Source organism: Acidisoma sp. S159, from assembly GCF_009766125.1.
Classification (GTDB): domain Bacteria; phylum Pseudomonadota; class Alphaproteobacteria; order Acetobacterales; family Acetobacteraceae; genus Acidisoma.
This window is the reverse complement of record NZ_LMUG01000091.1, coordinates 107,274-120,293: the sequence shown is the minus strand read 5'-3', so window position 1 is coordinate 120,293 and position 13,020 is coordinate 107,274. Positions and strand designations below refer to the sequence as shown.

The 13,020-nt window shown below is 59.7% G+C and carries 11 protein-coding genes; 6 read left to right on the top strand and 5 right to left on the bottom strand.

Annotated features, from left to right (window positions below; genetic code table 11):
* Positions 1-188 precede the first annotated feature (188 nt).
* From GSQ92_RS27755 to GSQ92_RS27735, 5 genes are all read left to right on the top strand, one after another.
* Complete coding sequence (locus tag GSQ92_RS27755) at positions 189-1,607, top strand: DUF4070 domain-containing protein (protein ID WP_254065972.1); 1,419 nt, start codon at positions 189-191, stop codon at positions 1,605-1,607.
* Positions 1,608-1,646: 39 nt separating this feature from the next.
* The gene (locus GSQ92_RS27750; RefSeq protein ID WP_158806560.1) at positions 1,647-2,726 is read left to right on the top strand and encodes an AI-2E family transporter; all 1,080 of its coding nucleotides are present in this window, start codon (positions 1,647-1,649) and stop codon (positions 2,724-2,726) included.
* Between the two features lie 130 nt (positions 2,727-2,856).
* Entirely contained in the window at positions 2,857-3,360 is a 504-nt protein-coding gene (locus GSQ92_RS27745; protein WP_254065973.1) for a DUF1993 family protein, read from the top strand.
* Positions 3,361-3,556: 196 nt separating this feature from the next.
* A complete protein-coding gene (locus tag GSQ92_RS27740; RefSeq protein WP_158806564.1) occupies positions 3,557-4,615 on the top strand; it encodes a class I SAM-dependent methyltransferase in 1,059 nt (352 codons plus the stop codon).
* A gap of 229 nt (positions 4,616-4,844) precedes the next feature.
* The gene (locus GSQ92_RS27735) at positions 4,845-5,075 is read left to right on the top strand and encodes a hypothetical protein (protein WP_158806565.1); all 231 of its coding nucleotides are present in this window, start codon (positions 4,845-4,847) and stop codon (positions 5,073-5,075) included.
* A gap of 47 nt (positions 5,076-5,122) precedes the next feature.
* Here the strand turns inward: GSQ92_RS27735 and GSQ92_RS27730 are convergent, their stop codons facing one another.
* From GSQ92_RS27730 to GSQ92_RS27715, 4 genes are all read right to left on the bottom strand, one after another.
* A complete protein-coding gene (locus tag GSQ92_RS27730; protein ID WP_158806566.1) occupies positions 5,123-6,649 on the bottom strand; it encodes a SpoVR family protein in 1,527 nt (508 codons plus the stop codon).
* Positions 6,650-6,676: 27 nt separating this feature from the next.
* Positions 6,677-7,966 (bottom strand): YeaH/YhbH family protein, encoded by a 1,290-nt coding sequence (locus GSQ92_RS27725; RefSeq protein WP_158806567.1) that lies wholly within the window; start codon positions 7,964-7,966, stop codon positions 6,677-6,679.
* A gap of 10 nt (positions 7,967-7,976) precedes the next feature.
* A complete protein-coding gene (locus GSQ92_RS27720) occupies positions 7,977-9,923 on the bottom strand; it encodes a PrkA family serine protein kinase (RefSeq protein WP_158806568.1) in 1,947 nt (648 codons plus the stop codon).
* A 733-nt stretch (positions 9,924-10,656) separates the two neighbouring features.
* On the bottom strand, positions 10,657-11,283 hold the full coding sequence (locus GSQ92_RS27715; RefSeq protein WP_158806569.1) for an ABC transporter substrate-binding protein: 627 nt from the start codon (positions 11,281-11,283) through the stop codon (positions 10,657-10,659).
* 232 nt (positions 11,284-11,515) lie between these two features.
* On the opposite strand from GSQ92_RS27715, the gene GSQ92_RS27710 reads away from it, so the two are divergent.
* Entirely contained in the window at positions 11,516-11,827 is a 312-nt protein-coding gene (locus tag GSQ92_RS27710; RefSeq protein ID WP_254065974.1) for a hypothetical protein, read from the top strand.
* Here GSQ92_RS27710 and GSQ92_RS27705 read toward each other — a convergent pair.
* On the bottom strand, positions 11,824-12,849 hold the full coding sequence (locus GSQ92_RS27705; RefSeq protein ID WP_158806570.1) for an aldo/keto reductase: 1,026 nt from the start codon (positions 12,847-12,849) through the stop codon (positions 11,824-11,826). The two genes, GSQ92_RS27710 and GSQ92_RS27705, sit on opposite strands and share 4 nt — an antisense overlap.
* Positions 12,850-13,020: the final 171 nt, after the last annotated feature.

Sequence of the window (13,020 nt, the reverse complement as noted above, 5' to 3'; positions counted from 1 at the left end):
TCTTAAGGTGTCCGCCGCTCCTGAAGGTCAAGGGCACGCTTGACATGGCGCATATCGTTCTCATCAATCCGCGCTTCGAAGTCTCCTTTTGGGGGCTAGAGCACGCAATGCCATTCTTTGGCAAGCGTGCCGTCTTCCCTGTGGCGGCTCTGCCTCTGCTAGCCGCGCTCAGCCCAAGCGAGCATCGGGTGACGCTGATCGACGAGAATGTGGAGGAGATTGATTTCGCGCTCTGCGCCTCGGCCGATATTGTTGGTCTCACAGGGATGAGCGTGCAGCGCTTCCGTATGCGTGAGATACTGCATGAACTCAGGCGCCTGAATGCCTTCACGATTGTGGGCGGCCCCTGGGTAACGCTGCAAGAAGACTATTTCGGGAATCTCGCCGACGTAATATTCGTAGGCGAGGCGGAGGATACCTGGCCGCAATTTCTTTTGGAGTGGAGCGAGGGTCGTCATCTTACTCGCTACGAGCAGCTTGACCGCACCGATATGTCTCGCTTGCCTGTTCCACGTCACGATCTTCTGAGGATGAAGAACTACGCATTCGGCAGTGTGCAGTTCTCCCGCGGCTGCCCATTCACTTGCGAGTTTTGCGATATCATCGTGACATTCGGCCGCCGTCCTCGATTGAAACTGAGACAGCAGATAATCGCGGAAGTGGAGGCGCTCGAGAAGCAAGGAATGGAATTTGTCTTCATCGTCGACGATAACTTGATCGGCAATAAGAAAGCGATCAAACCGATCTTGCGTGAGCTTCGAGATTGGCAGGAAGCGAGAGGATTCCCGCTCACACTTTTCACAGAAGCTTCTCTCGATCTCGCCGACGACGCGGAATTGCTAGTCTTGTTTTCACAGGCCAATATCGTCTCGGTTTTCGTCGGGATCGAAAGCCCAAACGAGGCCGCTCTCATCGAAACTAAAAAGAAGCAAAACCTTCGCGGTCAGCGATCACTCGTAGAAAAAGTCCACGCGATTCAGGAAGCGGGCATCGAAGTTTGGTCCGGAATGATCTTGGGCTTCGATAACGACGATGCTACGATCTTTGAAGCACACCGTCAGTTCCTCTCAGAGGCTCGGATCATCCATTCGATGACCGGCATGCTCACCGCCCTGCCAAAGACACCGCTTCACGCCCGGCTGGCCAGTGAGGGACGGCTGGACCCGACGGATCGCTCACCATTTGGCACAAACGTTATTCCGCTGCGTTTGACCCGCGACGAATTGCGTCGTGGTTATGTAGAGTTGATGAGCAGCCTCTATGCCCCAACCCCCTATTTCGATCGGTTCGAAGCGCTGTTTATCCGTGGGCAGCTCGGCTTCGATCAGGCCCGTCGCGGGTATTGGTCCAAACACCCGTGGCGGCGTGCCCAATCCGGGGCGCGAGCATTCGTGCAAGCCGCAGCGATCCTGGCACGGCTGCTCTGGAGCGTGAATGAGGTCGAGCTGAGGCGCGAGTATCGTTGGCGGATGTTCAGGGTGATGCGAGCGAGACCGCGACCCGAGGTTTTGCTTGTCTTCGCCATGAAATGTGCGATGCATGCACATGTCTACGCGCTCACGCGCGAGATGGCCCGCGGCGAGACAGCGATCAGCAATACGTTCTAGGCGGACCAGCCGCCCCGCCGCCGCCCAGGATGGCTGCCGATGAACACCCTCCCAGCTCGCCAAAACGGTAATGGCGGAAGCCGCGCGCAACAGCTTGCGGTCGGCGCATTGGCGCTTGGCCTGTTTCTCCTTGGTCTATTCACGCTCCGGCACTTCCTCGGCGCGCTGGCCTGGGCGGGGATCTTCGCCATCGCTCTTTGGCCGACATATGGCAGGGTCGTCGCGCGATTCGGAACCGGGCGTCACAACCTGCTGCTGCCTACCGTATTCACTCTGGGCGTGGCCTTGCTCTTCATCGTGCCGCTCGGTCTTGTGGGGTTGCAACTGGCCCGGGAATCCGCAACCGCGAATGACTGGCTCCGCGATGTTCAGGAAAATGGCATCGCGGAGCCGGAATTCCTGGAGCACCTACCTTTCGGCCGGGCTCAGGTCGATGATTGGTGGCAACAGAATCTGGGCAATCCGGGCAGTGCCAAGGAGCTCGTGCAACGCACGACGCGAGGTCACGTCGCCGGCGTCAGCCGCATCATCGGCGAACAAGTCGTCCGACGATTGACGTCATTCGTGTTTACATTGCTGACATTGTTCTTTCTATTCAAGGAGGGACATGCGTTGACGGAGCAGATGCGACGTGTTGCCACTCGTGCATTCGGCAGCGGCGGTGAGCGAATAGGGCAGCAAATCATTGCGTCCGTGCATGGCACAGTCAATGGTTTGGTGCTCGTAGGTTTGGGCGAAGGCGTGCTGCTGGGGATTGTCTACGCCATAGCGGGTGTGCCGAACGCCACGGTACTTGCCGTGTTGACAGCGATCGCCGCGATGATTCCCTTCGGCGCTCCTGTCATTTTCTCGATTGCTACACTCTTGTTGGTCGCTCAAGGGTCATTCGCATGGGCGATCGTGGTGTTCTGCACAGGAATGGCGGTTACGCTGGCGGCGGATCATTTCGTCAGGCCAGTGCTCATCGGGGGCACAACAAAATTACCATTCATCTGGGTTCTCCTGGGCATTTTGGGAGGCGTTGAAGCCTGGGGTCTCATCGGCCTCTTCATTGGTCCGGCGATCATGGCCGCATTGATTTTGTTGTGGCGGGAATGGGCGGGCGAAGGACGAGTGTAGCCCTGGGACGCAAGCATCGACGGCGGCATGCCATGGGTGTAACCCATCGCTACGAGAAGCGACAAAATGAGTTAGGTCATAGTCGGTCGATAATTTTGGCCAGCAAGGATGCAAGCCTATGGCGCTATCAATGTACGACGTCTCCGTTCCGGTACTGCTTCGAGGACTTAATATTCTCTCAGCCTATCTCGACAAGGCAGCCACTTTCGCGGCCGAGAGGAATATCGATCCAGCGGTCCTGATAAGCGCGAGGCTTGCGCCTGATATGATGTCACTCGCGGGCCAGGTGCAGCGTGCCAGTGACAATGCAAAAGGCGGCATAAGCCGCCTGACGCTCGTCAAGGCTCCAAGCTTTCCAGACACAGAGACAAGCTTTGAGGAATTGAAAAACCGCATCGCCAAGACCGTGCTGTTTTTGCAAGCCGTCAAGCCGGAGCAGCTTGAGGGTAGTGAAAGCCGGCCGGTCGAGATGAGAACCGGAATCGTCAGCGGCACGCTGCGTGGAGATACCTATCTTCTGTCGGTTCTCATACCAAATTTTTTCTTTCACATCACAACCACGCACGACATCCTTCGTCAAAACGGCCTGAAGGTTGGCAAGAACGACTATTTCGGTGCTCTCGAATATTTATAAGTAGGCGGGCTTCCCGAGGGCGCCGACCTTAGCTTCCTGAGCCAAAGTAAAGTCATAAGCCGCGCGGCGCGGAACGCAAGGTTCTTGTTGACAATTTACCTTCTGAGTGCTAGGCAAAATGTAACGTTAGGTTACAAAGAGCGCGCTGGGTTATAAGCGGTTTGACCGCGCTGCATCTCCTGGGAGGGAAATGCCGATGCCGCAGCTTGACCAAGACAAATTGAACGCTTTTCTCGGCCGCATGGTCGGAGATCTCGGTGCGATCGCCACCGGTGCGCTTGTCGTACTCGGCGATCGTCTCGGCCTCTTCAAAGCGATGAAAAGCGGCGACAAGGTAACGGCCGCGGAAGTTGCGGCGCGTACTGGCACGCACGAGCGCTACATTCGCGAGTGGCTCTCAGCCCAGGCCGCCGCGGGCTATGTGCAGTACGATGCTACTGATGACCGCTTCTATCTCGATCCGGAACAAGCGGTGGTTTTCGCTGAAGAAAACAGTCCGGCCTTCATGGCAGGGGCTTTCGAGTTGATGGCGGCCCTTTGGATCGACGAGCCAAAAGTGTCGGAGGCGTTTCGCACCGGCAAAGGTGTCGGCTGGCACGATCACAGCGCGTGCCTGTTCCGTGGGACCGAGCGCTTCTTTCGCCCCGGCTACAACGCAAATCTCATTGGGTCATGGCTTCCCGCACTCGATGGCGTCGTGGAAAAGCTTGAGCGCGGCGTGCAAGTCGCCGATGTCGGCTGCGGACACGGCGCTTCGACGGTGCTCATGGCGCGCGCCTATCCCCGGTCACACTTCACCGGCTTTGACTACCACGCGCCGTCGATCGAGCGCGCCCGCAAGGCCGCGGAGGAGAATGGTGTCTCCGGCAATACGAAGTTCGAGGTCGCATCCGCGAAATCCTATCCGGGCAAGTATGACCTCGTCGCTTTCTTCGATTGTCTGCACGATATGGGCGACCCGGTTGGCGCATCGACCCACGCGCGGCAGTCGCTTGCGCCGGATGGAACCTGGATGATCGTCGAGCCATTCGCGCACGACCAGCTCTCCGGCAATCTCAATCCTGTGGGCAGGGTGTTTTACGCCGCGTCGACTTTAATTTGCACTCCAGCGTCTCTCTCGCAAGAGGTTGGGCTTGGGCTCGGTGCCCAAGCGGGGGAGGCAAAACTTCGCCAGGTCGTGACGGCGGGCGGTTTCACGCGGTTTCGGCGAGCCACGGAAACGCCTTTCAATATGGTGCTCGAGGCTCGGCCATAGTTTGTGTGGGGAAGACGGCCTTTTTTAGGTTCTCACCCAGCAAACGCGACACCCGGGTGGGAAGTTTTTGCACCTTGCTCATCCCTGCCGATAGGCCCATTCAGGTTCTCCGCCGTGGTTGTCAGGCGCCGAGAGGCGCGCTGCATACCTGAGTGCGGGTCGAGAATTGGGTGGTTCCGTCGTGGCACCTGATGCCCAGTTGAGACGTCAGTACGAAAGTAAGCGGTGAATGCCTCTCCTGATTGAAGACATCTATCGCAGCTCGAACGGTGATCGCTGGCTGCTCGTTTGCGATAGCGAGGGCGGGCAGGCGTTTGTTCGGCACGAAGCGAACCTCTCGGCCGGCGGCCAGGTCACGGATATGGAGATAGAGGATTTCCTCGCGCGAGGCGGCTCCGGTCCCGAGCATACGGCGTTGCGGGAGATCATCGAGACTCATGCCGTAAGCGACAAGGAGTAAGACGCCGGGAATAGCCGCTCACCGCCGCTTCCGCGCGGGCGGCATCGTCAGCTGGCGGGTGGTCCGGCGACGTGCGTCGCCAAGACCGCATCGGTGTCGGCATCGACTTCCTGCATCTTCACTTCGTAGCCCCAGAGCGACGCGATGTGGCGCAGCGTAAGCTGTGCGTCATGCTGCGCGAGCAAGCGGCCGGGGCGTGTCCGATGTTGCAGCATCAACTGACGGTTGCCGGCAAGATCGACATCGACAACCTGAACATCGGCATCGCTTTCGCCGGGATCGTAGCTGCGCGCGAGGCTGCGCCGAATGGCGCGATAACCCGGATCGTCATGGATGGCATCGACCAGCAAAGTCGTCTCGGCCGTGTCGTCGAGCAGCCGGAACATGCGGAACTGCCGCATGACGCTGGGCGAGAGATATTGCAGGATAAAGCTCTCGTCACGGTAGTTTGCCCAGGCGTAGCGAAGTGTACCGAGCGGATCGCCATTGCCGGCAATGTCCGGGAACCAGGTGCGGTCTTCCTGCGTCGGCTGCGTGCAGATACGCTCGATATCGCTCATCATCGCATAGCCGAGCGCATAGGGATTGAAACCGGGGCCACCGGCTGGGTGGTCGAAGCCCGGCTGCATGATCACATTGCTTGTCGAATGCAGTACCTCGAGAAATGCGCCGTCGTCGATCTGCCCGGTCTCGTGCAAGCGGGTCATGATGCGCTGGTGTACCCAGGTCGCGCAGCCCTCGTTCATGACTTTCGCTTGGGGTTGCGGGTAGAAATACTGGGCGATCAGCCGCACAATGCGGATAATTTCCCTTTCCCACGACTGCAACTTCGGCGAGATCTTCTCGATGAAATAGAGGAGGTTTTCCTCGGGCAGGCCGAGCCGCCGCCGCCGCTCGCCGAGCGGATCCGCGTCGACGATGGCTTTAGTTCCTGGAACCGTGCGCCAGAGATCGTCGAACACGCGTTCGTCGTATTCACGCCGTTCCCGCTCGCGTTTTTGGTCTGTCTTCAGGTTGAGCGGGCGTGCGCCGCCATGCCGATGCACGCCTTGGCGTGAAAGTGCATGCGCCGCATCCAGTATGCGCTCCACGGCGGCAACTCCGTGGCGGTCTTCGCAGCCGATAATATAGGACCGGGCGAATTCCAGATAATCAAGGATCGCGGAAGCCTCAGTCCATTGCTTGAAGAGATGATTGTTGCGGAAGAAGTGGTTGTGTCCGAATGCCGCATGCGCGATCACCAGCGCCTGCATTGTCGCGGAGTTCTCCTCCATCAGATAGCTGATGCAGGGGTTCGAGTTGATGACGACCTCGTAAGCCAGGCTGCTATATCCGCGGCGATAGCTGCTCTCGTGCTGCAAGAAGCGCTTACCATATGACCAGTGGCGATAGGTGAGAGGCATTCCGTGCGCCGTATAGACGTCGAGCATCTGTTCGGCGGTGATGACTTCGATACGGTTCGGGTAGGTCTCTAGGCCAAGCTCCTCATGGGCGATACGCTCGATCGCGTCATAGCTCCGCCGCAGCGTGCTGAAATCCCAGTCGGTACCGCTATAGAGCGGGGATGAGTCCATAAGCGCTTTTCGCCCGTGCTATTTCGTTCATGCTGCTGTCGTCGCTCGTCCGAATAGTTCGCGAAACACAGGGAAAATCTCGCGCGCCTCCGACACGCGGCGCATCGCGAGGCGCGGCTGGCGATGCGCTAGTGGGTCATAGCCACGCCAGAGGTCGCTCTCGCCTCTGATCTGCGCCAGCGAGGCCGCGACCTCGATATAGGCGAAGTGCTGGACCACCGGCAGGATATCATTCTCCAGCATCGCGACCGCCTTCTGCGTGTCACTGCCGGAATTATCGCCATCCGAGGCTTGCGCTGCGTAAATGTTCCACGAATCCTTCGGATACCGCGCACGCTGGATGCGGTTGAGTTCGGCGAGCGCCGTGGAGACGACCGTTCCACCAGTGCGCGGATCGGTAAAGAAGGTCTGCTCATCCACTTCCTCGGCCGTCTCCGTGTGGCGGATGAACACCAGTTCGACGCGCTTGTATCGGCGTTCCAGAAAGACATGCAGCAAGAGGAAAAAGCGCTTGGCAATGTCCTTCATCGCCTCGCTCATGGAGCCGGAGACGTCCATCAGGCAGAACATGACGGCACGCGCCGACGGCTTTGGTGTCTGAGTGTAGCGGCGGTAGCGCAGGTCCATAGGATCGATCCACGGAACCCTTGCGAGCCGCCGCAGCGCTAGCGCCAATTCGGCCTGCAAAATCGGCAGCCGCTGTGCGGCGTCGCCAGTCTCCTCAAGCGCCGCGATTTCGGTTTGGAGCAAAAGCACCTCCGGCGAGGTCGGCCGGCGCAGGCCGATCCTGCGCGCCATCGACTGGCGTAAGCTGCGTGCCATGTCGATCTGGGAAGGTGAGCCGTCCACGCTGACACCGGCCCTTGTAGGCGACGTGGTTTCGGTCGCGACGATCTGATTTTTGACCAAATCCGGCAGTTCGAGATCCTCGAAAAACAAATCGAGGAATTCGTCGCGTGTGAGCACGAAGCGGAAGCCATCTTCTCCATCACCGCCGCCCTTGCCGCTTCCGCTACCACCATCGCCGCCTCCGCCGCGGCTGGAGGGTCGCGATAGCCGGTCGCCTGCGGAGAATTCGCGATTCCCAGACAGCACTACTTGTCGCTGGCCGCTGGAGAAGATGGTATGGAAACTTGGCTCGTGCAGGGAATCAGCCGGAATCGTGACAGCCTGATCGCGCCCTACTTCCCGCAAGGTTCCTTCGTCGATCGCAGCGCGAGTCGCCCGTGCCACCGCGGCGCGGGCTCGCACGAGCACCCGCTGCCGGTTCTCCAGGTTCTTGCCGTGTGGGTTAGGTCTTCGGTCGATGATGTCCAATTTCGCGCGCTCAGGCTGACTGCTTCACCCGCATGTACCACTCGACCAACCGGCGTACCTGTCGTTCGGTGTAGCCGCGCGATACCATGCGACTGACGAATTCATCGTGCTTCTTTTCGGTCTCGTTGTCCTTTTTGGAGCCGAAGCTGATCACCGGCAGTAGGTCCTCCACCTGGCTGAACATGCGCTTCTCGATGACTTCACGGATCTTTTCGTAGCTGGTCCAGGATGGGTTGCGGCCACTATTGGCGGCCCGATTGCGCAATGCAAACTTGACGACCTCGTTGCGGAAGTCTTTCGGGTTTGCGATGCCGGCCGGCTTCTCGATCTTGGTCAGCTCCGTGTTGAGGAGCTCGCGATTGAGCATTTGCCCGGTGTCGGGATCCTTGAAATCCTGGTCCTCGATCCAGGCATCGGCGTAATCGAGATAGCGGTCGAAGAGGTTCTGACCGTAGTCGCCGTAGCTTTCCAGGTATGCCTTTTGGATTTCGTTGCCTATGAATTCGGCATACCGGGAGGCGAGCTCGGTCTTGATGGTGGCCAGATATGCGGCCTCTGTGTCAGGTGAGAATTGCTCACGTCGGATGGCCTGCTCCAGCACATACATCAGATGCACCGGATCCGCGGCGACTTCGTTCGAGGAGTGGTTGAAGGTCGCCGACAAAACCTTGTAGGCAAAGCGAGTCGAGACGCCGTCCATCCCCTCATCGACACCCGCCGTGTCGCGATACTCCTGCATCGTTTTTACCTTGGGGTCGGTCTCGCGGATGTTCTCCCCATCATAGACGCGCATTTTGGCGAAGGGCCGCGAGTTCGCATGCGGCTTCAGCCGTGACAGCACGGCGAAGCGGGCCAGCATCTCCAGCGTATGCGGAGCGCAGGGCGCGTCCACCAAGGCCGATCCGCTGATCAGCTTCTCGTAGATCCGGCTCTCCTCTGTCACCCGCAGGCAGTAGGGGACCTTGATGACACTGACTCTGTCGAGAAAAGCTTCATTGGTGCGATTATTGCGAAAACTCTGCCACTCGGCCTCATTCGAATGAGCGAGGAGAATGCCCTGGAACGGGATAGCGCCGATGTTTTCGGTGCCCAGATAATTGCCCTCCTGCGTCGCAGTCAGCAGGGGATGCAGCATCTTGATCGGCGCCTTGAACATCTCGACGAATTCGAGGATGCCCTGATTGGCTCGGTTGAGGCCGCCCGAAAACCCGTAGGCATCTGGATCGTTCTGGCTGAAGGTCTCCAACTTGCGGATATCGACCTTGCCAACCAGCGCCGAGATGTCCTGGTTGTTGTCGTCTCCGGGTTCGGTTTTGGCGATCGCGACCTGCTTGCGCCGGGACGGGAAGAGCTTAACCACACGGAAACGCTCGATATCGCCGCCCCATTCCTCTAACCGTTTGAGCGCCCAAGGGCTGGCGATGCCGGTCAATACGCGGCGAGGGATGCCATAGCGCTCGCGCAGCGCGTCGGCCATCATGTCCGGGTCGAACAAGCCAAGCGGCGTCTCAAACACCGGGCTGAGCTCTTTGCCCGCTTTGAGCACATAGATCGGCTCGCGCTCCATCAGCGCCTTCAGCCGCTCGCCGATCGAGGACTTTCCGCCGCCGACCGGCCCTAGCAGATAGAGTACCTGTTTGCGCTCCTCCAGGCCCTGCGCGGCATGTCGGAAGAAGCCGACGATGCGCTCGATCGTCTCTTCCATGCCGTGGAAATCGGAGAAGGCGGGGTAGACCCTGATCGTGCGATTGAGGAAGAGACGGCTGAGCCGTGGGTCCCGCGAGGTATCTACGATTTCTGGCGCCCCGATCGCCCGGAGCATGCGCTCTGCCGGGCTCTCATAGGTCTGCGGGTCATCGCGGCACAGGTTCAGGAACTCGGCGAGGCTCATCTCCACCTCGCGCGTCTGATCGCGGAGGCTGGCGTGGAGAAGGAAAACGTCGTCCTGTCGATTCATAGAGCCCTCCAAGCGTACTGGCCGCGTGAGCGCGATTGCGGTTGGGATAGGTAGCTTCCGGAGCTACCAGTGCTGCGGACTACCCCATCAGGGCGGCAGACCGCGTCGCCTGTGTCGCTTATCCGACCACAACCAAGTGTAGCGTAGAGATCTCTTACAATGCATCAAGAACATGCCGTATCAACCGACTTAAAAACGTCTTTGTGTCTGGACAGGACACCCTCCTGCTGAGACGTGACGCGAAAACAGCCGAATAGCTCGCGGAGCGCCCCGCACACGTCCCTGCAAGTTCCATTCCAGGAACCTTTGCGGAGATGGTGAAATTGTCTCGGAAGGCGTCGCTGACCCAGGTCCAGGAATCGCTGCCTCTTCGCGGGCGAATCGACCTCACGTCGCGGAAACCTGCCGCCTACGTCCGATTGTCCGGCCGTCCAGTCGCTCCAGCGCGGTTGTCGGAGGTCCCGTTCGGCTAGCTGACGCGGGGGCTTGGCCTATGAGGGTGGGGCCGCACGTCGCCGCGAGCAGGGGCTCGGGATGGAAAGAGTGTTGGCAGTTGCCGCAGGGGCGCCAGACCCCGACAAGCACGCATGCGATAGGCGAGGCTTACGCGACGCCGGGCAGACGGCCGATAGATCGACACCTCACCGCTGCCGCTCGGAAGTCGTGCCGAGCGGGACGCCAAACGTCCTCAACCGGACCCAATCCTAAAGAATCGAGCGACGAGGACGGCGCTCTAAACCCTCACTGTGCCATGCGACAGGAGGGAAACTTTCTGGGAGAGCGTGGCGATCAGCCGGCTTGCATTGCCTGCTGACAGTTGCGAGGCGAAGTCCGACCGTTGAACCGCCACGCGGCTAATCGTCCCATCCAGAAGGATGTCCTGGACTCTCCAGCCTCCGCCGCTCTGCCCCATGACATAGTCGATTCGCACCGGATCGCGATTAGGCTTGTTGATGGTGCTGGTTACCACCTGAAAAGAGCCGACCGCTCGTGTGGCGGGGAACACAATAATTCGCCGATTTCGGTAGGAGTGAAAATTGGACACATAGGTCGCGACGATGAAAGCACGGAAAACCTGCAGCAGCCTCTGCTGTTGATCGGGCGGCAGGCCTGCCCAGTAGGACCCGACCGAGATGCGGAGGATGCGCTCAAGGTCGAAGGTCGCATCGACCGCAGGCGCGAGCATCTGGTAGCGCTGGGGAAAAGGCGTGTTGTTCCCCGCCTTCATGACGTTGAGCAGAACTGCGCTGAATTGCTCGATCGGCGCGGTGACCGGATTGCCCGACTGAGCAAGGGCGAGAGACGGGAGAAGCACCATCGAAAGGCTTCCCGTAAGAAAGCCACGCCTTGATGTTGTCATCACGAGATGTTCCCCCTTGTGATCATTCACTCGACGCTCGCTGGCACGGCTAACCGCCCAACGGGTCGTTCTCACGAAGGACAGATCGCTTTATCGTGAATGTCAACGTGTCGCGCCGTGGGCGCACTAAAAATCAAGTCGGATCGGAGGCTTTAGGGGCACGACACTTTGGAACGAATATGAGCGCTTCCTCGCCGGCTAACGGGCGTCACCGATGACACTGGAATCAAATATGAAAATGTTGAGCGTTGAAGCCTTCCGGGCCAGTTTATCCGCCGCCGTGCCTCCCGATGATGTGGATCTGGCCCTGGCGGCCTTGTGGTGGGCCGGCAAGGGCGAATGGGACCAAGCCCATGGCTGCGCGCAGCAGCGGGAAGGCGACCCGCGCTGCGATCAGGTTCACGCCTTTCTGCACCGGCAGGAAGGCGACGTAGCGAATGCAGGCTACTGGTATCGGCGGGCTGGCCAATCGATGCCCGCCGTCTCGCTGGAGGAGGAGTGGGAGGAGCTCGCGAAACGATTGCTCTCGCCTGGGCTCCGCTAGACCGGAACAGGATTGCGCTCAGTGAAGCTCCGCTGGTGCCAATAGGGGTATGGCAAGGTCCGCTCGCTGGCCTTGTCGAGCCGCGCGACCTGCTCGGCCGTCAAGTTCCAGCCGACGGCACCGAGATTCTGCCGGAGTTGCTCCTCGTTCCGCGCGCCGATGATAACATTCGCGACCGTCGGCCGCTGCAGCAACCAGTTGAGCGCGATTTGCGTCACGCTCTTGCCGGTTTCCTCCGCGACTTGATCGATCGCCTCGACAACCGTGTAGAGAAATTCGTCGGGAACCGGCGGTCCCATTTCGGCGGTCACATGCAGGCGTGAGTTTGCGTGCAGCGACTGGCCGCGGCGTATCTTGCCGGTCAGACGACCCCAGCCCAGCGGACTCCAGACGATCGCGCTGACGCCCTGCTCGACGCCCAGCGGCATCAATTCCCATTCATAGTCGCGGCCAACGAGGGAATAGTGCGCCTGATGGGCCACGTAGCGCGGCAGATTGTAGCGCTCTGCGACCGCGAGCGACTTCATGAGGTGCCAGCCTGAAAAGTTCGAAACGCCGACGTAGCGGATCTTGCCGGCGCGCACGAGGTCGTCCAGTGCGGAGAGGGTTTCCTCGACCGGGGTGAGAGCGTCGTAGCCATGCAACTGAAAAATGTCGATGTAGTCGGTACCCAGACGCTTCAATGCGAGTTCGCAAGCGCGGACCAGGTTGAAGCGTGAAGAGCCGACATCATTTGGACCGGGGCCATTACGGAAAGTAGCTTTGGTGGAGATGATCACCTTCTCGCGCCGACCCGCGATCGCGCCGCCAAGCACTTCCTCCGCCGCGCCGGCCGAATAGATATCGGCGCTGTCGAACATGTTGAGGCCGGCTTCGAGGCAGATATCAACCAGGCGGGTAGCCTCGGCGATATCGGTAGTGCCGAAGGCTTTGAAAAACTCACCCTTGCCGCCGAAAGTACCCGTACCGAGGCTGAGAACGGGCACCATGAAACCCGATCTGCCGAGACGTCTTTGTTCCACTAGCTTTCTCCTCTGAAGCACATGAGCTGGCCTCGTGGCTAAGGCGAGTTTAGCAGGCTGCGGAAAATCGGCCGGATTCCGCGGTGAGTGGGGAGTCCCGGCGGTTTAGGCCGCGTGCCGCACGGGGATTACAGCCGTTTCCGCTATTCGGAAGGGCTGAGTCACGCCTTC

What these genes read in the sequence shown, in the direction of transcription:
- GSQ92_RS27750 (WP_158806560.1), top strand. Translation starts at nt 1,647, where the DNA reads ATGAACACCCTCCCAGCTCGCCAAAACGGTAATGGCGGAAGCCGCGCG.
- GSQ92_RS27745 (WP_254065973.1), top strand. Translation starts at nt 2,857, where the DNA reads ATGTACGACGTCTCCGTTCCGGTACTGCTTCGAGGACTTAATATTCTC.
- GSQ92_RS27740 (WP_158806564.1), top strand. Translation starts at nt 3,557, where the DNA reads ATGCCGCAGCTTGACCAAGACAAATTGAACGCTTTTCTCGGCCGCATG.
- GSQ92_RS27735 (WP_158806565.1), top strand. Translation starts at nt 4,845, where the DNA reads ATGCCTCTCCTGATTGAAGACATCTATCGCAGCTCGAACGGTGATCGC.
- GSQ92_RS27730 (WP_158806566.1), bottom strand. Translation starts at nt 6,649, where the DNA reads ATGGACTCATCCCCGCTCTATAGCGGTACCGACTGGGATTTCAGCACG.
- GSQ92_RS27720 (WP_158806568.1), bottom strand. Translation starts at nt 9,923, where the DNA reads ATGAATCGACAGGACGACGTTTTCCTTCTCCACGCCAGCCTCCGCGAT.
- GSQ92_RS27715 (WP_158806569.1), bottom strand. Translation starts at nt 11,283, where the DNA reads ATGACAACATCAAGGCGTGGCTTTCTTACGGGAAGCCTTTCGATGGTG.
- GSQ92_RS27710 (WP_254065974.1), top strand. Translation starts at nt 11,516, where the DNA reads ATGAAAATGTTGAGCGTTGAAGCCTTCCGGGCCAGTTTATCCGCCGCC.